The following is a 19,239-nucleotide window of genomic DNA, read 5'->3' as shown; positions in this document are numbered from 1 at the left end:
TGTTAGTTTCAAAACTTACGGACTTGACTTTTTGTAACTTACAGAATATTGTAAATGTAACTAAGGAAAAGGTAAAAATTTATGCAATTGAATGGAAATACAATCCTCATCACCGGAGGAACAAGTGGGATCGGACTTGCTCTGGCAAAACGACTCTCCAGTCTCGGAAACCAAATTTTAGTTTGCGGAACCAGCGCAAAGAAAATGGAAGAGATTCGGAAAACTTATCCTGGGTGGGGGACTTATCTTCGTGATATTTCAAAGCCTGAAGAGAGAGAAAAATTATTCCAAGAAACAACAAAGGATTTTCCGGAACTCAATGTGTTATTCAATAATGCAGGAATCCAACGTTATCCTAAATTAAATGAACTAGAACCTTGGGCAGATTTGGGAAAAGAAATTGATTTAAATTTGGGAGCTCCCATTCATCTTTCGATGTTATTCGCTAAACACCTGTTTGCAAAGAAAAATGCGGCGATTTTAAATACAACATCCGGACTATCGCATATCCCTTTGGCTTATGCACCGGTGTATAGTGCAACGAAAGCGGCATTACATTCCTTTACTTTGACCTTAAGGTTTCAATTTCGCAACCAACCGATTGAAGTGATTGAAGTTTCTCCTCCCATGGTCGATACGGATTTAGGGATTCCTAACACGCATACGGCGGGACTCAACTTGGATGAATATGCGGACGGTGTGATCAGTGGATTAAGAAATGGAGATTTAGAAATCACCACTGGATTTTCGACTGTTTCAGCAAATGCGAGTCGGGAACAAAAGAATGAAATCTTTTTGTCTATGAACAATGCAAGGAGTGGATCAAACTAAAGATCGACCCACAAAGGCACAAGCGATGGCGTCCCAAGAGTCGTCGTGGCCTTTCAGATCTTTAAATCCTAAAATCATTTGGATGGCTGCCCGGACTTCTTTTTTGGTGGCATTCCCTTTGGCGGAGATTCCTTTTTTGATTTGCGTTGCTGTCAGTGATACCACAGGAATTTGTTTTTCGCCGAGGGAAAGTAAGATGACCCCGCGAGATTCGGAGACCTTCATTCCGGTCGTTGTGTTCTGAACAAAGAAGAGTTCTTCGACCGCGGCCGCCTCCGGTTGGAATTCGGTGAGGATATCCATCAGTTCCTTGCGGATTTGGAGGAGGTTGGTAGGAGAAGGGGTTTTCGGAGCCACTTCAATGGTTCCGTAAGTTAACAGTTCGGGGTTACGACGCAATCCTTCAGGAAAGGAAAGAATTGCATACCCCACACGGTGGGATCCAGGGTCAATGCCGATGATTTTCAATAATTTCTTTCCTTAACCGCAACTTTTGCCCAGTTTGGCCCGCACCGACCCAAAACCTAGTCTAAAAATGAAAATGACAAGGTACTTTCTTTCCGTATAGTGGAAGAAAACCACCGCAGGAACGTTAAACACATGACCGCAACGGCAGTGAAACTCGAAAAATCCCAGGCGGAGAAGGCTCTTAGTGCTCAAGCCGCCCTCCTCAATGATGTAACCAAACGACTCGCTCTGAAAAATTCCGACAACGGCAAAGTATCCGTAAGCAAAATGGACAAAACACAACATGTGTTTTACCAATTGGCTTGGATGACCGCTCAACAACGTGTTGCTGAGAACTTTATCGTTTATGCTTGGGATGCTTCCAAGGGAACTGGCGAGATGGAACAGAAAATGGCCCTTACTTTTGCGGCTGAAACTGTTTCCAACATTCGTTCGGAACTCGCAGCTCGCCCTGCAGAGTATGAACTCACATACCAAGAACTATTCTCCAAACTTTTTTCTGATGAAATCAATACTTACGTAGAAGCAGCATCCAAAATGGAAAACTACGAAGCGATTGTAGACAAGATCGTTGATCTTGGACACTTCGGTGCTTATGGTCTTTCAGAAGATCATGAAAACTTCCGCGGAATTTTCAAAGATTTCGCTGAAAACGTGGTTGTCCCTCATGCAGAACATGTCCACAGACATGACGATCTGATCCCACAAGAAATCATCAATGGACTAAAAGACATGGGTTGTTTCGGTCTTTGTATTCCAGAACAATTTGGTGGAATCCAACCAGATGATCGTCCAGACAACATTTCTATGTTAGTTGTGACTGAAGAACTTTCTCGTGGTTCCCTCGGAGCTGCTGGATCTCTTATCACTAGACCAGAAATTATGTCCAAGGCCCTCCTAAAAGGGGGAACGGAAGAACAAAAAAACAAATGGTTACCACTTCTTGCATCTGGTGAAAAATTCGCAGGGATTATGGTAACAGAACCTAACTACGGTTCTGACGTAGCTGGAGTTTCTGTTACAGCAAAAGAAGTAGATGGCGGATTTGTGATCAATGGTGTAAAAACTTGGTGCACATTCGCAGGTTATGCGAATCTCCTTCTTATCCTTTGCCGTACAGAATCTGATCCAAGTCTCAAACACAGAGGTCTTTCTATCATTTTAGCTGAAAAACCATCCTTTGAAGGACATGAATTCAGTTACAAACAAGACGGTGGCGGAACCATCCAAGGAAAAGCAATCGGAACCATCGGTTACCGAGGAATGCACTCTTACGAAGTATCTTTCGAAGATTACTTTGTTCCGAAAGAAAACCTTCTTGGTGGTGATGCTGGACGCGGAAAAGGATTCTACTTCCAAATGGAAGGATTTGCTGGTGGACGTATCCAAACAGCAGCTCGTGCCAATGGTGTGATGCAAGCGGCTCTCGAAGCAGCACTTCGTTATTCCCAAGAACGTAAAGTATTCGCAAAACCAATTTACGATTACACTTTAACTAAGTTCAAAATCGCGAAGATGGCTATGATTGTGCAGGCAACTCGCCAATACACAAACTATGTAGCAACTTTACTTGATAACCACAAAGGCCAAATGGAAGCAACACTTGTTAAGTTGTATGCATCCAAAATTGCTGAGTGGGTGACTCGTGAAGCAATGCAAATTCATGGTGGTATGGGTTATGCGGAAGAATATCCAGTATCACGATACTTTGTGGATGCTCGTGTATTCTCTATCTTTGAAGGTGCGGAAGAAGTAATGGCACTTCGCGTTGTTGCGAAAGACCTACTTGACCAAGCACTCGCTTCTTAGTTAGAAATTAAGTTTTTTTGAGTCGATAGGATGAAAATCCTATCGGCACAGAGAAAAGGAAAAAGCCCGATTTCTCGGGCTTTTTTTATATCTTGAAAGAACTTAATATAACAGGATAATCTCCTATTCATTTTCATTTTGGAAGTCTAACTTGAAATATAGTCATCTTTTCTTTGTTGCTTGTCATTTTTATTTATGTTTATTTAATTCGGCAGATAAGAATTTAGAATATTGCAAAATCAAATTTTGAAATTTAACCTAATATGATCCTACGAATATTTTTTTATTTCCTTGTTTTTATTGTTTTGAACCTCTCCTGCAAAACTCCTATGCCTGAGCTGAGTTCGGAGGCAAAACTTTCCAAAAACAAAATGATTTCTATTCGTTGGACAACCACAGATCCCATTCTTGCCAAAGTTTTTAATGAGATTTTTCCTGTTCCACCTGCCATTTTGTTAGATGAAACTGTGAATATTGCAGATTTGTCTACGGTTCCAATGGCAGAACCCGATCCAAAATTTGCACCAAAACCAAAACAAGAAAAACCTATCAATCCAAATGAACTCCCAAGGTGGGACCGTGGATTTGAATTGTCTAATATTGATAATCTTACGGTTGTCATTCGAAAAGAAAGCCAAAGACCTTTTTATAGCGTCGGACTGAGTTTACTTGCATTGACGATGTTGTACTATGGCACAATGGAAACAGAAGCAGAGCTAGTTTGGACATCCGGTGAAACGAATTTGCATAGAATTTCTTTTTTATCCACTCATGAAACGATATGGGCACCGATGCCATTTTATATTGGTACTGGATCCAGTATTGTCGGACCTGCTTTTAATTCGAACCGTTACCCATCGAAATTACAAAAATTTTGCATACAAGAAAAACCAAGTAAACTGAGAGAATCACTGGAACAATCTCAAACAGAAAACTGCAAAGAATATGAAACTTTTTTAAGAAGGTTATTCCTTCAAAATTACGACAATATCCATTCACAATTGAAGGAATGGGAAAAAAGAAATACGGATTGGTTCCAACCGTAACGAAGGTAATTTTTCATTTGATTCATATTCAAAAAATAAAATTCAATCGGATGTTTTTTAATAAACTCGTTATTTTCCTTTCTTGTATTTTTTTAACTGCACTCTTTCCTTTGCGGGACCTTCATTCCGTTTCTTTACCAAAAGAAAATTGGAATTTGGTTTTATACGGAGGGATCTTTACAACAACAGATCTCATCCCCATAGTATTTCGGCAAAAAACCGACTACAAAGAATCATATATAGGAAGTTTAGGAATTTCGCGACCATTCGATTACCGTATTCGTTGGTTTGATTTTTTATGGGAAGGAAATGTCACCAAACATTTCGGAGAAATGAATCATTGGGAAGTGAATGGATTTTACATTGTCAAAATCGATCGAATGTATGGTTCACCATTCAGTTTATCGTTAGGCGAAGGATTGTCTCTTGCTTCTGAAAATCCAAAATTAGAGAATAAAGCCAAAGGATACTATTTGGATGGTTTGCAAAAAGATGCCATCGAATCCAGAGCTTTGCTAAATTATATGATGGTGGAATTTAGTTCTTATTTGCCATTTGAACGAAAAACGGAAGTTTTTATCAGAGTTCATCACAGATCAGGAATTTTTGGTTTGTATTGTCCCCCTGATCCCAATTGTGGATCCAATTATGTCAGTTATGGATTCAGAACTAGATTTTGACATCACAGAGAATCTAAATGAAAATTCCGTGATGTCAAAGTTTGGTGGCCTAGGCTAATGAAGCAAATCGCCGATTGTAGTTATTTTTTTGTGGGTTCCTTGACCCAATCAAATTTTGTATCTTTATGTTTTCCTTCTTCTACTAAGGTTTTTAAATTCAAAAGTGATTCGTAAGGAGTGTCCGTTAAAACTAAATTAATAACTGATTGGGGAACGGACCCACCTGGTTCAAAGTGAGCCTGGTATTCAATTTTTAGTTTTCCATTGGCCTGTGGAATGATACGCCAAACACCTTCAAAGTTTTCCATACGAGTGACTCCAGAAGGAGTTGGGCGTGCATTCGAATCAAGGCGTTTGATTTTCATCATAGTGGCCAAAGTTTTTTCATTTTGTTCAAATCCCCTATCCATAATCAAATCACGATCATTGACTGGCCAAGGTGCACCGTTACGAAGATAAACAACTGATTTTTTTTCAGTTCCGGAAAGCACAGTGAGTTCTTTACACTGGTGGTAAAGATTTTTGCAAGAAGCCGGATCAGTTAAGAGCGCAATCACTTGAGAAATAGAAGCATCCACTTCAGTTCGACCTAAAAACTCATCAAGGTTGGAACCTGCAAAAGGACGAGTGAGTACTTGGATGCCTTTTTTCCGTTTGGACTCCGACCATTCGGGTGATTGGGCAAAGAGCGAAGATAAATTTGATAGAAAGGAAATTCCTATCAAAGTCATAATGAGGATTTGTTTTTTTGTCATGGTTACTTACCTATTTGTATATGGATGAGTGGTCTCACTGTTTCTGCAAAGAATAATGAGGTTGAAGATGCTGGTAACAAACTCAATCCATTTTTTCTTCCCGTATTATTTACAGCAAGGATTGCCATATAGTTTCGATTTTTATCAATCCATGGATAAAATCCATTGATTCCAATGCTGTGCGAAATGAGGTCTTTATCGCATTCTGCGGGTATATCCGTAATGGTGCAAAATCTCCAGTTGCCAAGTCCGTATTGCCAACGATACCCAAAGGCTGAAAATTGGGAGTAACCAATCTTAGCACCATTGTATTGGTCCGCTAAAATTTCGGTAACAGAAGTTGCGGATAAAAAAGTATTCACATTCGTGCCACTTGAATTTTTTGCAGTTCCATTCGTTAATAGCGCATTTAGCATCCCTGCATAATGAGCTGGAGATATCGATAGTCCATAAGCACCGGATAAACTTCCATCCGTATCTATCCCCCCTCTTGAGTTGCCCCGCCATACTGCCTGGCTTGCATCCCATCCAAGTGGAGTAACAATCAATTGTGTAAACATAGTATCCCAAGTTTTGTTACAAGAAACTTCTAACATACGTTGTGCGACTGCCATATGATTGGAATTGTATTGGTATAAGGCACCGGGAGTTCCCGTGGACTGGTCTCGGATAACATCCACACAACTATCTTTTTGCGTTGAAGATGCTCCTGCTGGTAAAGTTGAAATACAACTTGCTTGGCCAGAACCATTGCCTCCACCTGCGTTTAAACCGGAAGTAAAAGATAATAATTGTCGTAAGGTGACGTTTGCATATGTGCCTGTCCAACCTAATACTTGCGCCGTCGTCCGTGACAGGGAAATCGCCCCTCCGATTGCTCCATTATTACATGATGCAGCAGTGACTGTTCCACAATTGGTAGCATTTCCCGCATTACAATCGATCACTCGCATAGCGGTGATGGCAGTCACCCATTTGGACCCAGACGCAATTGGTTTATAGGTATTAAAATCCAAAATGGATTGTCTCGCATAGAATCTGTTACCTGATCCGTCAAATACTTGAAAACTAGCTCCCTCATCGGTAGTTTTTGCATACTGATCAAAACAAGTATCGAGACTAAAACAAGAACCAAATATTCCTGAGACAAGTAACGATTGTGTATCCTTATCCGTTGCAACAGGCTTTTGGCAATTCACAATCAAAGAAGAAACAACTGATAGGAATATGACAGTTTGAATTGATTTCATAGTGACCCTCATTTAAAAGCGAATTGGTTCCAAAGTAATAATTTTTCCTGTGCGGTTCAGGTCGCAGGAGGCGAATTCCGGAAGTAATAGGGCATCACGAGCGACTCCCCCAACAGTTGTTAAACCATCATAGATAACACCAAGGGCCAATGCACCTTTGGTGCGAATATCTGATTCACACTGCAAAACAGAAGATTCCATAAAATATTCTTCATCTTCAATGTTTGCGACATAGGAATAAAGAATTTTGGCTAAAAAACCATTGATCAGAAGGAGGGGAGAAATCGGTCCTTGTCCTCCTTTCATTCCTGATTGCGCTAACCAAAAGGAAGAAGCAGTGGATTCTGCTTCAAAAATGGCTTCGGAAATTCTTGTTTTTGCTTCTGAACCTTTGATGGCACCGTAAGTGGGAACACCAATGGCTTCCGTGAGCATACAATTTGTCAGAAAGACAAAGAAAAGAATGGATAGAATAATTTGTCTCATGAATTTTTTATCCTTAATAGAGAATGAAACGATCTGTAAACTTTTCCTTTCACCACATGGTTCGAATTCCAGAGCCAGAACTTATGGAAGAACCTACCCAAGTAGAATCTTATGCCCACGCTGACTTTGAAACGGCTCATTCCTATCTGATTCGTAAGTTTCAAGATAGACTTCCTTCCAGATTTACTCCTGAATCCATTTTGGATTTAGGATGTGGTCCAGGTGATATGTCGTCTCGACTGTATTCACAGTTTCCGAATTCAAATTTTACATTTCTAGATGGTTCCGGGTTCATGTTAGATCTTTGTAAGAAGCGTATGGATATAATGGTTCTAAAAAAAAGAAACAAAAAAATAGAATTTAAAAAAGAACTCATTCAGGAATTTGTTCCTGAATCCCCTTATGATTTGGTATTTTCTAATTCCTTATTACACCATTTACATGATCCATTTGAATTCTGGGGGGCAGTACAAAGGTCCATTCATTCAGATAGTTTTATTTTTATTTCTGATTTGATGCGACCGGACTCATTAACCATTGCAGACCAACTAGTAGTTCGTTATGCGAATGATGAACCTGAAGTTTTAAAAACCGATTTTTATAACAGTTTGCTTGCTGCTTACCGAATCGAAGAAGTAAAAGAAATGTTGGAGATTGTTAGACTAGATACAAAATTGAATTTAGAGCCAATCACGGACCGACACTGGATTTGTTATTCAAAACCAAGGCTTTAAAATTCACAAAATACCTTGGTATTCGGTTCCTTGGCCCGTAGTAAGAATTTTTTTAACTTAGCTTAGATATTTTTTTTCGACTCTCACTTTGTCCATATGGCTTATCTTTAATTCAGCGGCTAAATCTTCCAAAAATCGAATTTCTTCCTTGTTGAGAGAACCGTCGGAAGCAACAATACAAACGGCATCTTCAAAAAAATTCAAAGCATACTCATCATTGTCGGAAACGACCTTGGTTATGGTTTTCATTGGCAGTGGGTTTTCAAAAGTTTTTGATAAGATGTCCAAAACTTGTTTTTTTTGAGTTTGGAATCCACTTAAAAGACAATCGGGTTCAAATAGTACGTTTACAAGTTCTCCCACGATTTCGCCTTCTTTCTTTTTGAATTGCCCATCCGCATGGCAGGCATAGGACCACAAACTAAGAAGGACTTTGGCATATTCAATATGAAGGTCACTTTCGATGTCCAGAGTCGATTGGATGGATTCCGGATGTTTCTTTTTGTTCCCTTTGACTTGTTTCAAATTTTGAACGATTTTCTTTGCCATAACAATCAGGAATTTTATTGCTTTGGATTCTCCGTTCAACTTCATTTTTTTACTCTTTTCTTGATTTTTCCCAAAAATGGGCTGAATTGGAACTTCGAATCAGGAAACTGGAATTAATCTATGTCGAAAAATATACTCGTTACAAGTGCGCTTCCCTATGCCAACGGTTCCATCCATTTGGGACATGTATTAGAAGCAGTCCAAACAGATATCTGGGTACGTTTCCAAAAGTTAGTTGGGAACAATTGTTATTTTTTCTGTGCTGATGACACACACGGAACTCCCATTATGATTGCCGCGAAAAAAGCAGGCAAAACTCCTGAGACCATGATCGAAGAAGTACAGAAGGAACATTACAAAGACCTGACTTCCTTCGGTGTTTCGTATGATAACTATTATACGACAAATTCGGAAGAAAACAAAAAATTCTCAGAATCCATTTATCTCACTTTAAAGAAAAAAGGTCATATCGTTGCAAGGAACATTGAACAGTCGTATTGCGAACACGACAAAATGTTTCTTCCCGATAGATTTATCAAAGGAACTTGTCCCAAGTGTGGGGCAAAAGACCAATACGGTGATTCTTGTGAAGTATGTGGAACAAGCTACTCTCCCAAAGATTTAAAAGATTCCTATTGTTCTATTTGTGGAACCACACCAGTCCTCAAAGAATCTAAACATTTGTTTTTTAAACTACAAGACTTTCAAACCCAACTGCAAACTTGGATCGAAGGCGAAAGTCGCTTGAATGAAGGGGCACAGAAAAAACTAAAGGAATGGTTTACCTCTGGGTTACAAGAATGGGACATCAGTCGAGACGGCCCATACTTTGGTTTTGCAATTCCTGAAGAAGAAAATAAATATTTTTATGTTTGGTTGGATGCTCCGATCGGATATATGGCATCCTCTATGAACTTTTTAAAAGATGAAAAGAAGTTCAATGAAATTTGGAAAGAGGGAAAAGGAGAAATCGTTCACTTTATCGGGAAAGACATTTTATATTTTCATGGACTTTTTTGGCCTGCGATGCTTATGGGAGCCGATTACCAAACTCCTTCTCAACTCAATGTGCATGGATTTTTAACTGTCAACGGTGAGAAAATGTCCAAATCAAGAGGGACATTTATCAATGCTTCCACATTCGCAAAGTATTTGGATGTAGAACATTTTCGATTTTATTTGGCCTGCCGTTTGGGTTCGGGAATGGAAGATGTGGATATATCATTTGATGATTTTGTTTCACGAGTGAATTCCGATCTCATTGGAAATCTTGTGAATTTAGTTTCCCGCGTTTCTACTTCTATTCTAGATAAAATGGATCGTAAGTTAGGTGCTCTTTCTATAGAGGGAAAATCACTTGTTTCTGAACTTTTATCCAAAGAACAAGAAATTCGTGAAGCATATGAGTCACGTAACTATTCTAAGGTGATGAGAGAAATTACAGGTCTTGGTGATAAAGTTAACAAATACGTAAATGATTATGCGCCCTGGAATTTAATTAAAACAGATGTTGAAAAAGCAAGAGAGGTTGTGACCACTTCTCTTAATTGTGCAAAGATTCTATTTACTTATTTGGGGCCGGTAACACCTAAAATTGTAAATTCTGTTGCCCAACTTTTCCAAGTGGAAAGTTTAAGTTTTTTAAATTTGAAAGAAACACTCGAAAACCAAGTTCTTGGGCCTTACCAAATGTTATCAAAACGTGTAGAGGAAAAAAATATTTCACTTATGATTGAAGAAACCAAAGAGGCATTTCAAAAAGCAAATCCAGAAAAGTCTAAATCAGAACCAGGTAAAACTACTGCCTCTGAGTCCAACTCAACTACTGTTTCGGAAGATGGTTTTATCACCATTGATGAACTTTCTAAAGTAGAACTCCGAGTGGGTCAAATTTTGGAAGCAGGCCCTGTGGAAGGTGCCGACAAACTGTTATTTGTGAAAGTAAACCTTGGAGAAAAAGGAATCAAAAATGTTTTTGCAGGGATTAAAGTAAGTTACACAGCAGAGGAACTCGTTGGGAAAAAAGTGGTAGTTGTTGCCAATTTAAAACCAAGGCAAATGAAATTTGGATTATCGGAAGCAATGTTACTCGCATCAGGAAAAGAAAAAACTTTATCTTTATTTGTTCCCGATCGTGATGCGAATCCAGGTGATCTTTTAAAATAAACTTATGGCAACAAAGTCAGAACAAATCTTAAGGGAAAAGGAGATCGAAGGGATTAAGTTTAGTCTCTACGGAAAAATTTTAATCTTTTCTCTTTTGACAATTGCTACTTTCTTTGTTGCCCAAACTTTATTTGAATTATTAACAATCGCTTCTATTTCGTTAGCTTTAAATTTAGTATTGTATATTTTATCTAAGTTTTTGAAAAGGGAGAAGTTTGTTTCCTTTATTGGCCTATTTTGTGTTTTGATAGATTTATTCATCATAACAATCCTACCGTTTATTTGGTACAATGCCGTCGGTGGTGAGTCACAAGTTCCAAGAACGTACTTAATCAAAACTTATTTACACTTTATTATCGCAGCAACCTTGGTGATGAATGCCTTTAGTATCCAACCCATATATCCAATGATTTATGCTTTGGGAGTTGTAGTTAGCCAAGCAGGGATTTTGGTATATGCGCAACAAGATCCACGATTTGTCAGTACAGAAAGTTTTAAAGAAGCATTTCTTGGCCCCGCTGCCCATGTAAATAACTACATCATGTCTATGGGAATCATTGGTGTTTTAGGATTTTTTTTGGCATACCTTACATACCGTGTTAGGCGAACTGTTTTGGCGGCTGTTACAAACGAAATCAAAATGTCTCAACTTTCTAGGTATTTTTCTCCAAATGTTGCCAGCCAAATGGGAGAAGCTAATGATGATTTCTTTAAGCCAGGTGGAAAGGAATCAACGGTTGCTGTTTTATTCTGTGATATCGCCAATTTCACTCAAATTTCAGAATCATTAGGACCTGAAAAAACCATGTCACTCCTTTCCGAGTATCATAGTTTTATGTTAGATATTGTTTTTGAACATAGTGGGACACTCGATAAATTTATCGGGGATGGGATGATGGTGACTTTTGGAACGCCTCTTCCTGGAAAAGACGATGCCACTAATGCAGTCCGAGCAGGTGTTAGCATGTTACAAGCATTATCTGTTTGGAATCAAAAAAGAGAAACAAATGGAGAAAAACCTATTTCCATTCGTATAGGGGTTCACTATGGACCTGTTATTGTTGGCAATATCGGTGTGGAAAAACGATTGGAATACACTGTCATCGGCGATACGGTCAATGCTGCTAGTCGGTTGGAATCTTTAGGAAAAGAATTAAAAAGAAACTTTCTGATTTCGAAAGAATTGTATGATCAAGTTTCCTTAGAGTTTCGACAAAATTTAAAAATCAAATCGATGGGCACATTGTCTCTTCGTGGAAAAACTAAAACAACAGAAATTTTATCTGTGGAGATAAATTGATGATCCAACTTCCAAAAGAAAAAGAGATCACCATCATATCGAAACCTTCTTTAAACTCAAATGAGGTAATTCTGAAAGTGATGAGTTCCGATCTCGCACAAGATTTTGTGAATCATTTTGATTTTACTAAAAAACAATTATTTATCGATTGTGATGAAGATGCTTTGTTAGAGATTGATTCTGATTTTGAAAATGGCAGTAAACGTCTGTTATGGGAATCAGGAAGTTTAAAATTCACGGAAGAAGAATGGAATTCGTTTCAAAATAACATTCCTGCTCTTTCTCCCTTTCTCGCACAAGACTTATCAGGAAAGGACCTGATGTTGGCTTGGGGTAAAAAAGAAAGCCTTCTGTCTGCTGTAACAACTGGGCTTGGAACTTATTATAGTCGTTCTAGAAAAGGAAAGTGGGTGAAAGGTGAAGAATCGGGACATCTTCAGAACCTTTCAGCGATTTATGTACATTCAAATCCCTTTTTTGTACAGTACGTTACAAGCCAAATCGGGGCTGCCTGTCATACAGGATATTATTCTTGTTTTTTTCGAGAGCTTGGCCCAAATGATTCTGTTTCGTTCGTCTATTCTAATAAAGTCGGAGAGTGATTTTGAATCGTATTGCGTTAATTGTATTAGTTCTAGTTTGTCTTGTTTTTATCGTTTATAAATTAAGATCCACACTGGGAGTGGACCAGTCTCAATTGAAGGAAAAAATTGATGCTGGTGCTTTGGTTGTTGATGTGAGAACTGTTGCAGAGTTTCAATCAGGACATTTTCCTGGTGCGATTAATATTCCAGTGGACCAAGTCTCCAAACGGTTGGATGAGTTTGGCGATAAAAATAGATCCATCATTGTGTATTGTGCATCAGGTGGTCGGAGCGGGAGTGCAAAATCCTTTTTAGAATCCATTGGATATTCTGACGTTACAAACGCAGGTGGACTCTCCAATATGCCCAATCCTTAACAGACAATATAAAGTAAACATTGGGAAGGGAATTCAAATCAGTTTTGGTTAGAAACCAATTTGGATTCCCTGTTTTATCAACTAACACACTACATACGTTTTCGTTTCATATACAATTGTAATCCTGTGACTGCTTCTTTGCGGACCTTGTTTCCAAGAGCTGGCCACCAACCAAGAAAATAACCGACAGGACCCATTGCCATTCCGAGCCACTTCCACATCGAAAAATGATCTTTGTGAGTGAAAATCTTTCCGTCCTTAAACGTAAAGTTTGCATGGATTTTGTTTTGAACCAATCTTCCCGTTTTACTAAAACTATAATCTGCTTCCCAGCCTGCAGAACCTTTGGACTCATCCGCTTTGATATTCGAAAATCGAATGGTTAGGTTTTGGCTTTTTTCGATTAACATAAGCCACATAGCTACCGCTTCTTTTCCTTTTAAGTGACCGAAGGCTGGGTCTTGGAATTCAATTTCGGGATGGTAAAGGGAAACCATAGTTTGGCCGTCCTTGTTTTGGAAAGCTGTGTAAAACTTTTGAATTAACTCTTCATTTGCATGCATCGTGGAAAAGATTATGATTGATCAATCCAAGACTTAGCAAGAAAAAAAGTTATGAAACGAATTGTTCTCTTTGCTTTTGGAACCAGTTTTTTACTGATCGGACTTGTCGTTCTTTTTTTAGCTGTCGGTTATTTCCAAGATCCCAAATTTCATTCAGAAACAAGCGAATGGTTAAAAGCAGAGCCAGAGGACATTTGGGCTTACATTACAGATGTAAATGATCTTCCCAATCGCAGAAAGGAAGTGGTAGCGATCAAAATTTTGGAAACCAGGGCAGACGGTACGATCCAAAAATGGGAAGAAACACCGGATATGGGTGGATATATGATATTTGAACTTCGTGAATCCATTCCCAACAAACTATGGAAAATTGAACTGACCGATGCTAGTTTTAAAATGCGTGGGTCTTGGACTTACAGCTTGGAAAGAAAAATTCCAGGAACCGTTGTGACAATTACCGAAGATTCAGAAATTACTAGCGTTCCTGTGAGAGGGGCCTATTTTCTCGCCGGCAGGGATGCCACTCTTCAAAAAGAGATGGAACTCATCCACAACCGGTTTAGCGGCCGTTAGGGGAATCTTTAAATTATTTTAATTCTTGGATCCACTCATCGATCCCTTTACAAATTTTTCTGACAGTTTCTCCATGAAAGATGATTCCAAGGTGGCCTTGTTCGTAGTAAGTGATCACCTTGTTTTCTGATTTCAGATCTTTTAATTCGGTTAAACTTTCTTCGGGAACAATTTTATCAACTGTACCAACTACACTATAAATTGGCATATTGAAGTTGTTTAAAAAGTTTTCCGTATAATTGATACGACCATCGTTTGACCAGAAACTTCTTTCATTGGAGATTTGGCTTTGGAAAAACTGCATAATCACAGAAACAGATTCTTCGCAAAACACATCTTCCATGAGAAAATACCATTCTGGAGGAGTGATTTCTTTATATCCCACAAAGTCTTTGATAGTCAAAACTTTGGTTCCAATATTATAACTAAAACTTCTTAAGCTGGAATGAAGATTCAATATGAGTTTAAAGAATTTTTTTAAGTCAATGGTTTGGATTGTGGCTTGCATCGAAAAACTAGCCATACTCAAAATCATGTCGGAAATCATTTTATGTGGGAGCATACTAAATCCACGTTTCAATGTATCAAGTCCAATGAAATTGGATTTTAAGCTTATATAGTTAGGCGATGTAATGGAAACAATCCCCGCAATGTATTCTTCTGGTTTTGGCAAATTGAATTCTTCTTTTTGCTCTTTGATTTTTTCGTAAGAAGATACATAAAACCTAGGAATCATTCCACCCATACTGTGTCCAAGGACTACTGTCCTTTCGCTCGGGTAGTGCCAACGAATCCAACGTAAAATTTCAGGAAAATCATCTTGGATGTAATTATCAACTGTCCATCCTTCTTTTTTTCCATGTTTTGGCATGGTTTGTCTGGATCTTCCTCTCATATCCATTAGAAAAACTCGATAGCCATATTTGAGAGCAAGTTCTTTTGCTAGTTTGTCCATAACGGAACGCCTGCAAAAAAATCCAGGAATGAGCAAAATATTTTTTCCTGTATTGTTTAGTTTTTCAGGAGTAAAACTTTTTAATGAGACCGCATAACCATCAGTTGTCGGAATAATGAAGGATGCATCCATTCTATATTCAATATTATACTGATGTGATTTGAAGATAATAGAAGTGACCGGTTCTTTTTGGTCTTTTGTCGTTGTGTAAAATAGGTTTCGGGAATTAGAAACGGTATCTGCTTTTTCGATATTTTTTTGTGCAATGTAATGGTCATTTCCAGATTCCATTTCTTTTGCAACAACAAACTCAATTACATCAAACAAGGAATAAAGTTGGAGTGTGAGAGGACGAATTTTGTCTTCAGGAATAGGATCTTTCGTAATCCCCCAGAGAATCCCGATTGGGTTTTCGTTCACAAAGAGAGGAATTCCGATTGCATGGTTCATCGTTTCAGAAAGTAACACTTTTTTCTCTGGGTGAATTTCTTCTTCTTTGAGATTGATAAAAGTAACTTCAGGTCTTAGACCTTTGTTAAAATCAATGATGGACTTTCGTATAAAACCTGCAGATTCATTACGAGGGTCAGCCAAATGGATGGGTCTCGACTTTTTGATGTATTCTTCAATTCCAGGAATTTTTCTGCGTTCAGCAATTTCTTTGAGTTTGAAGTGAGTGGCTGTGGCCACAATTTTCATTTCATCTTGGTCAATGACTTCAAAAATGGAAAAGTTAAAAATGGGATCATCGTTGAAGTCAACGAGAGAAACCATTTTATTTGCGAAGGATTGCCAAATATTTTCCAAAAATTGGAAAGTGGTTTTGGGCACCGGAAAAATGTAAATTTTGTCCGGGTTTACCATAAGACTTTTATTGCTGTCTCTGGTGGAAATTTTGATCAAACGATCTTCCAGCGAATTTTCTTCAAGTGCCATTTAGCATCCTTTCTATTTATCAGGCAATACGGGTGCGCTATAACTCTATTTTCGACTTTTCATATGCCTGTGAACTAAAAAATAAAGCTAATATGCAACAATCTGATTTCGAATCCATTTCAAGAGTTTCCGTTCCCGAATTAGACTCCATTCTAGGTAAACCATTCCCGATTCTGGACGATGGCTTTGTTCGGCTTGTTGATTACATGGGTTCAGATGAATCGATCGTTCAGGCAGCACGCGTTTCGTACGGAAAAGGAACAAAAAAAGTAAATGAAGACCGTGGGCTCATTCGGTATTTGATGCGCCACCGCCACAGCACTCCATTCGAAATGTGCGAACTAAAGCTACATGTTCGAGTTCCCATGGACACTTGGCGCCAGTGGATTCGCCATCGTATGGCAAATGTCAATGAATACTCTACGCGTTACTCCGTAGCCATTGATTCAGCGCAAACGACACTTCCTGGAGAGTGGAGAGTCCAATCCGTTGGAAACAAACAAGGTAGTGATGGATATTTAGAATCATCCAAGGGAGACCACCTAACAAAAAGAGAGACGGAATTCCAAAAGTTTGCTACTGACATTTATAACGAAAGATTAGAAATGGGAGTGGCTCGCGAACAGGCAAGAAAGGACCTCCCTCTTGCAACATATACAGAAGCGTATTGGAAAATAGACCTTCATAATTTACTTCATTTTTTGGCACTTCGAATGGATGATCATGCGCAGTTGGAGATTCGTCTCTTTGCAAAAACCATTGGGGAACAAATAGTGAAAAAATGGGTTCCAAATGCATGGGAAGCATTTGTCGACTACCGTCTAAGCGCATTGAACCTGACCAAATACGATACACAAATCATCCAAGCTCTGAATACTTCCGGAAAAGAAGGGGCCAAACAAAAGGCTATCGAACTAGGGTTGTTAGATGAACAAGGTTCCACCGCTAAAAAAAGCCGTGAACGTGAGGAATTGGAGTACAAATTGAAAGATATGGGTTTTACCATTCCTTGGTAAGACCTTTTCGACATAAATTTATTGATAAAATTGATTGATAAATTCTATCAATATGGTTGTTAGAAGGATTATGAGCCTCAGAATCCTTCTAACCCTTTTTTCCATCCTCCTAACCAGCGTTTCTCTTTCTGCGGAAGAATTTGCAGTGGCAACATTTACCCGCGGGAAAGTGAGTTTTCTTTCCTCAACTGATTCTTCCAAACTTTGGAAAACTCTCAAAGTCAATGACATTCTCAAACCTGGGGACCGAATCAAAACCGGCAATGGATCTAAAGTAGATTTTTTGTTTATGGAAACGGAGATTCGAATCCAACCAAACACTGATTTTACGCTAAAAGAATGGAGTACGGAAAATAAAGTCGCAAAAGCCTATGTAGAAAAGGGCGCAGCTTGGTTTCGAGTCAGTAATTTTAAAAAAGGGAATTTTGAAGTTTCAACACCTACTACCACTGCCGGTGTTCGCGGAACCGCATTCGGTGTGTTCTACGAAGAAAAGGAAAAAAAAGGATATACTTGTGTTTGCGAAGGACTAGTAAACATCAATGGGTCTGAATTTTCTAAAGGAACTGGTGGTGCAGTTAAACTGGGTGCCACTGACTTGGAAAAAAATGATTACAAGGAACTAATCACAAAAGATGGTGCTACCATTAAGTTCAAAGAAAAACGAAAAGACAACCCGATGTTGTCAAGATGTCTCCCTTGTCACAAACCAGTAGGTTGGGAAGATAATAGTTTTACTCCGGACGAAACTTACGGTAAAAAGTGAAATTTTATTTAAAGGTATTTGTATTTTTATACTTCTTCACCTATCCAGTATTTGGTGAGGAAGTAGTCACAACTAAAAAAGACGAACCGGATGGCTACTATGGATTAAAACTTGGGGCCATTTTAACTCCCACACTTTCTTATCGCATTCGAGACAAAGCTTCTGGTACTACAGACTTATCTCCCTCTGACAAAGCAGGATTTTCTTTACCTTGGACAATGGTAACCATTTCGAAAGAATGGGAAGATACTGGAATCAAGGCCGAATTTTGGGGAGAAATCCTCCGTAACGATGCTTTAACGAACGATACGTTAGCAGATACTGGAAATAAATCCAACCCTTATGTATTTTTGGTTAGGCGAGCAAATCTAGCCAAAACTTTTGAATTAGGAAATACAAAGCATCAAATTCAATTTGGTATGTTTGAACTTCCACATATGTTTTCTGTATGGTCAGGGAACTATGACTGGCGTTATTTTGATAAATCACCATTAGAATCTATGGGTTTTGCAAAAGACCCAGTGGATCTTGGAATCAATTACATCCTTCGTTGGAAATCTTTTTCTGTACAAACAGCAGTTGTCAACGGGGAAGGTTATCGCAACACACAAAACACGACCAATACAGGTTATGATGTGATTGGAAAGTTAGGATGGGAACCAAGTTGGACTGAAAATTTTAAAACAGGTCTTCATATTTTAGGAAGGGCATCGAATGCTTTTGGTTATGCGAGCGATGAGTGTCGAGAAGGTAAAACTCGTTGCCTCGTAAGTGATGGTAATCCGGCCACCAGAAAACAAGGAAGTGTTTCTCTAAACCAAGAGCAGGTGATTGCAGTCGAATCTCATATGGTTTGGAAAGACACTCTCAATTTAGGGTTGGGAGGAATGGTCAAAAAACAATTGGGTGGGGAAATTGTAGATAAATTGGCTCCATACCAGCCAGCTACCAAAGTCGCAGAATCCACGGGGCGAGGTGCATACCTTTGGGCAGGATTAGGCAATGGAATCCTCAGGCTTGTGATGCGAGGAGAAATCGCAACAGGTGGACCCTCACCTGGATTACGTGCCACAGAGACGGTGGAACGAGAGCCTTGGTTGCGATTCAAACCGGGAACCACTGATCCTCTTTACTCTGACCAGTCTTACTACATTACAAGGCAAATCTTTGGAGAATGGTTTATGACTCCTTCCGCTAGGTTGGCAATCGGATATACGGAGGTACGTTCGTATGATTCTAAAGGAGAACCAAATAAATGGTATGTAGACAGTACCGGGGAGGCATCAAATCGTGTCGAATATATAGAACAGTTTTCTAAACAAACCTCACATCCTATTTCTGAATACGGAAGATTGGATCGAAGCATTGTTTTGAAAGCCACAGCTACGTTCTAAG

Annotated in this window: 20 protein-coding genes; 13 read left to right on the top strand and 7 right to left on the bottom strand. The window is 38.9% G+C overall.

Annotation, left to right across the window (positions count from 1 at the left end; translation table 11 throughout):
- Positions 1 to 81 precede the first annotated feature (81 nt).
- On the top strand, positions 82 to 831 hold the full coding sequence (locus EHQ47_RS07650; RefSeq protein ID WP_135748860.1) for an SDR family oxidoreductase: 750 nt from the start codon (positions 82 to 84) through the stop codon (positions 829 to 831).
- Here EHQ47_RS07650 and EHQ47_RS07645 read toward each other — a convergent pair.
- On the bottom strand, positions 823 to 1,299 hold the full coding sequence (locus tag EHQ47_RS07645) for a crossover junction endodeoxyribonuclease RuvC (RefSeq protein ID WP_135695481.1): 477 nt from the start codon (positions 1,297 to 1,299) through the stop codon (positions 823 to 825). The two genes, EHQ47_RS07650 and EHQ47_RS07645, sit on opposite strands and share 9 nt — an antisense overlap.
- Before the next feature lie 132 nt (positions 1,300 to 1,431).
- On the opposite strand from EHQ47_RS07645, the gene EHQ47_RS07640 reads away from it, so the two are divergent.
- The 3 genes from EHQ47_RS07640 (at position 1,432) to EHQ47_RS07630 (ending at position 4,834) form a co-directional block, all read left to right on the top strand.
- Complete coding sequence (locus EHQ47_RS07640; RefSeq protein ID WP_135748861.1) at positions 1,432 to 3,108, top strand: acyl-CoA dehydrogenase family protein; 1,677 nt, start codon at positions 1,432 to 1,434, stop codon at positions 3,106 to 3,108.
- A gap of 263 nt (positions 3,109 to 3,371) precedes the next feature.
- Positions 3,372 to 4,154 carry a hypothetical protein gene (locus EHQ47_RS07635; RefSeq protein WP_135776914.1) on the top strand — a complete coding sequence of 261 codons (783 nt, stop codon included), beginning with the start codon at positions 3,372 to 3,374 and terminating at the stop codon, positions 4,152 to 4,154.
- Positions 4,118 to 4,834 (top strand): hypothetical protein, encoded by a 717-nt coding sequence (locus tag EHQ47_RS07630; protein WP_244290255.1) that lies wholly within the window; start codon positions 4,118 to 4,120, stop codon positions 4,832 to 4,834. The genes EHQ47_RS07635 and EHQ47_RS07630 overlap by 37 nt, the downstream gene beginning before the upstream one ends.
- A gap of 80 nt (positions 4,835 to 4,914) precedes the next feature.
- Here EHQ47_RS07630 and EHQ47_RS07625 read toward each other — a convergent pair whose 3' ends face one another.
- The 3 genes from EHQ47_RS07625 to EHQ47_RS07615 are packed head-to-tail and all read right to left on the bottom strand — an operon-like array spanning position 4,915 to position 7,325.
- Positions 4,915 to 5,589, bottom strand: coding sequence for an START domain-containing protein (locus EHQ47_RS07625; protein ID WP_135776913.1), 675 nt, complete (start codon positions 5,587 to 5,589; stop codon positions 4,915 to 4,917).
- Between the two features lie 2 nt (positions 5,590 to 5,591).
- Positions 5,592 to 6,839, bottom strand: a complete 1,248-nt coding sequence (locus tag EHQ47_RS07620; protein WP_135776912.1) for a serine hydrolase — start codon at positions 6,837 to 6,839, stop codon at positions 5,592 to 5,594.
- A gap of 12 nt (positions 6,840 to 6,851) precedes the next feature.
- On the bottom strand, positions 6,852 to 7,325 hold the full coding sequence (locus tag EHQ47_RS07615; RefSeq protein ID WP_135776911.1) for a TIGR04452 family lipoprotein: 474 nt from the start codon (positions 7,323 to 7,325) through the stop codon (positions 6,852 to 6,854).
- A 23-nt stretch (positions 7,326 to 7,348) separates the two neighbouring features.
- On the opposite strand from EHQ47_RS07615, the gene EHQ47_RS07610 reads away from it, so the two are divergent.
- Positions 7,349 to 8,059 (top strand): class I SAM-dependent methyltransferase, encoded by a 711-nt coding sequence (locus EHQ47_RS07610; RefSeq protein WP_208727410.1) that lies wholly within the window; start codon positions 7,349 to 7,351, stop codon positions 8,057 to 8,059.
- A gap of 57 nt (positions 8,060 to 8,116) precedes the next feature.
- Here the strand turns inward: EHQ47_RS07610 and EHQ47_RS07605 are convergent, their stop codons facing one another.
- Entirely contained in the window at positions 8,117 to 8,608 is a 492-nt protein-coding gene (locus EHQ47_RS07605; protein ID WP_414467782.1) for a tellurite resistance TerB family protein, read from the bottom strand.
- A gap of 120 nt (positions 8,609 to 8,728) precedes the next feature.
- Between EHQ47_RS07605 and metG the strand changes: the two genes are divergently transcribed.
- The 4 genes from metG to EHQ47_RS07585 are packed head-to-tail and all read left to right on the top strand — an operon-like array spanning position 8,729 to position 13,035.
- Positions 8,729 to 10,774, top strand: coding sequence for a methionine--tRNA ligase (metG, locus tag EHQ47_RS07600; protein ID WP_135748867.1), 2,046 nt, complete (start codon positions 8,729 to 8,731; stop codon positions 10,772 to 10,774).
- A 4-nt stretch (positions 10,775 to 10,778) separates the two neighbouring features.
- Positions 10,779 to 12,074 (top strand): adenylate/guanylate cyclase domain-containing protein, encoded by a 1,296-nt coding sequence (locus EHQ47_RS07595; RefSeq protein ID WP_135748868.1) that lies wholly within the window; start codon positions 10,779 to 10,781, stop codon positions 12,072 to 12,074.
- The gene (locus EHQ47_RS07590; RefSeq protein WP_135776910.1) at positions 12,074 to 12,676 is read left to right on the top strand and encodes a phosphoribosyl-AMP cyclohydrolase; all 603 of its coding nucleotides are present in this window, start codon (positions 12,074 to 12,076) and stop codon (positions 12,674 to 12,676) included. Before EHQ47_RS07595 ends, EHQ47_RS07590 begins: the two co-directional genes overlap by 1 nt.
- A gap of 2 nt (positions 12,677 to 12,678) precedes the next feature.
- Positions 12,679 to 13,035 (top strand): rhodanese-like domain-containing protein, encoded by a 357-nt coding sequence (locus EHQ47_RS07585; RefSeq protein WP_135695459.1) that lies wholly within the window; start codon positions 12,679 to 12,681, stop codon positions 13,033 to 13,035.
- An 89-nt stretch (positions 13,036 to 13,124) separates the two neighbouring features.
- On the opposite strand, the gene EHQ47_RS07580 is transcribed toward EHQ47_RS07585, so the two are convergent.
- A complete protein-coding gene (locus tag EHQ47_RS07580; RefSeq protein WP_135776909.1) occupies positions 13,125 to 13,598 on the bottom strand; it encodes a nuclear transport factor 2 family protein in 474 nt (157 codons plus the stop codon).
- 51 nt (positions 13,599 to 13,649) lie between these two features.
- On the opposite strand from EHQ47_RS07580, the gene EHQ47_RS07575 reads away from it, so the two are divergent.
- Entirely contained in the window at positions 13,650 to 14,171 is a 522-nt protein-coding gene (locus EHQ47_RS07575; RefSeq protein WP_135776908.1) for an SRPBCC family protein, read from the top strand.
- Between the two features lie 13 nt (positions 14,172 to 14,184).
- Here EHQ47_RS07575 and EHQ47_RS07570 read toward each other — a convergent pair whose 3' ends face one another.
- A complete protein-coding gene (locus EHQ47_RS07570; protein WP_135776907.1) occupies positions 14,185 to 16,062 on the bottom strand; it encodes an alpha/beta fold hydrolase in 1,878 nt (625 codons plus the stop codon).
- A gap of 92 nt (positions 16,063 to 16,154) precedes the next feature.
- On the opposite strand from EHQ47_RS07570, the gene thyX reads away from it, so the two are divergent.
- Genes thyX through EHQ47_RS07555 form a run of 3 tightly spaced genes read left to right on the top strand, consistent with a single transcriptional unit; the run spans position 16,155 to position 19,238 of the window.
- Positions 16,155 to 17,078: an FAD-dependent thymidylate synthase gene (thyX, locus tag EHQ47_RS07565; RefSeq protein ID WP_135748873.1), complete on the top strand. Its 924-nt coding sequence runs from the start codon at positions 16,155 to 16,157 to the stop codon at positions 17,076 to 17,078.
- Between the two features lie 52 nt (positions 17,079 to 17,130).
- Complete coding sequence (locus EHQ47_RS07560) at positions 17,131 to 17,844, top strand: FecR family protein (RefSeq protein ID WP_135748874.1); 714 nt, start codon at positions 17,131 to 17,133, stop codon at positions 17,842 to 17,844.
- Positions 17,841 to 19,238, top strand: a complete 1,398-nt coding sequence (locus EHQ47_RS07555) for a hypothetical protein (protein WP_135776906.1) — start codon at positions 17,841 to 17,843, stop codon at positions 19,236 to 19,238. Before EHQ47_RS07560 ends, EHQ47_RS07555 begins: the two co-directional genes overlap by 4 nt.
- Position 19,239 lies beyond the last annotated feature (1 nt).

This window comes from Leptospira bourretii, assembly GCF_004770145.1.
GTDB classification, from domain to species: Bacteria; Spirochaetota; Leptospiria; order Leptospirales; family Leptospiraceae; genus Leptospira_A; species Leptospira_A bourretii.
The sequence above is the reverse complement of the archived record's forward strand: the minus strand, read 5'-3'. Positions and strand labels throughout refer to the sequence as shown.

Bases quoted from the DNA above. Each gene is read 5' to 3' on its own strand.
- EHQ47_RS07650 (WP_135748860.1), top strand. From the start codon at position 82: ATGCAATTGAATGGAAATACAATCCTCATCACCGGAGGAACAAGTGGG.
- EHQ47_RS07640 (WP_135748861.1), top strand. From the start codon at position 1,432: ATGACCGCAACGGCAGTGAAACTCGAAAAATCCCAGGCGGAGAAGGCT.
- EHQ47_RS07635 (WP_135776914.1), top strand. From the start codon at position 3,372: ATGATCCTACGAATATTTTTTTATTTCCTTGTTTTTATTGTTTTGAAC.
- EHQ47_RS07630 (WP_244290255.1), top strand. From the start codon at position 4,118: ATGGGAAAAAAGAAATACGGATTGGTTCCAACCGTAACGAAGGTAATT.
- EHQ47_RS07625 (WP_135776913.1), bottom strand. From the start codon at position 5,589: ATGACAAAAAAACAAATCCTCATTATGACTTTGATAGGAATTTCCTTT.
- EHQ47_RS07620 (WP_135776912.1), bottom strand. From the start codon at position 6,839: ATGAAATCAATTCAAACTGTCATATTCCTATCAGTTGTTTCTTCTTTG.
- EHQ47_RS07615 (WP_135776911.1), bottom strand. From the start codon at position 7,325: ATGAGACAAATTATTCTATCCATTCTTTTCTTTGTCTTTCTGACAAAT.
- EHQ47_RS07610 (WP_208727410.1), top strand. From the start codon at position 7,349: ATGAAACGATCTGTAAACTTTTCCTTTCACCACATGGTTCGAATTCCA.
- EHQ47_RS07605 (WP_414467782.1), bottom strand. From the start codon at position 8,608: ATGGCAAAGAAAATCGTTCAAAATTTGAAACAAGTCAAAGGGAACAAA.
- metG (WP_135748867.1), top strand. From the start codon at position 8,729: ATGTCGAAAAATATACTCGTTACAAGTGCGCTTCCCTATGCCAACGGT.
- EHQ47_RS07595 (WP_135748868.1), top strand. From the start codon at position 10,779: ATGGCAACAAAGTCAGAACAAATCTTAAGGGAAAAGGAGATCGAAGGG.
- EHQ47_RS07590 (WP_135776910.1), top strand. From the start codon at position 12,074: ATGATCCAACTTCCAAAAGAAAAAGAGATCACCATCATATCGAAACCT.
- EHQ47_RS07580 (WP_135776909.1), bottom strand. From the start codon at position 13,598: ATGCATGCAAATGAAGAGTTAATTCAAAAGTTTTACACAGCTTTCCAA.
- EHQ47_RS07575 (WP_135776908.1), top strand. From the start codon at position 13,650: ATGAAACGAATTGTTCTCTTTGCTTTTGGAACCAGTTTTTTACTGATC.
- EHQ47_RS07570 (WP_135776907.1), bottom strand. From the start codon at position 16,062: ATGGCACTTGAAGAAAATTCGCTGGAAGATCGTTTGATCAAAATTTCC.
- thyX (WP_135748873.1), top strand. From the start codon at position 16,155: ATGCAACAATCTGATTTCGAATCCATTTCAAGAGTTTCCGTTCCCGAA.
- EHQ47_RS07560 (WP_135748874.1), top strand. From the start codon at position 17,131: ATGGTTGTTAGAAGGATTATGAGCCTCAGAATCCTTCTAACCCTTTTT.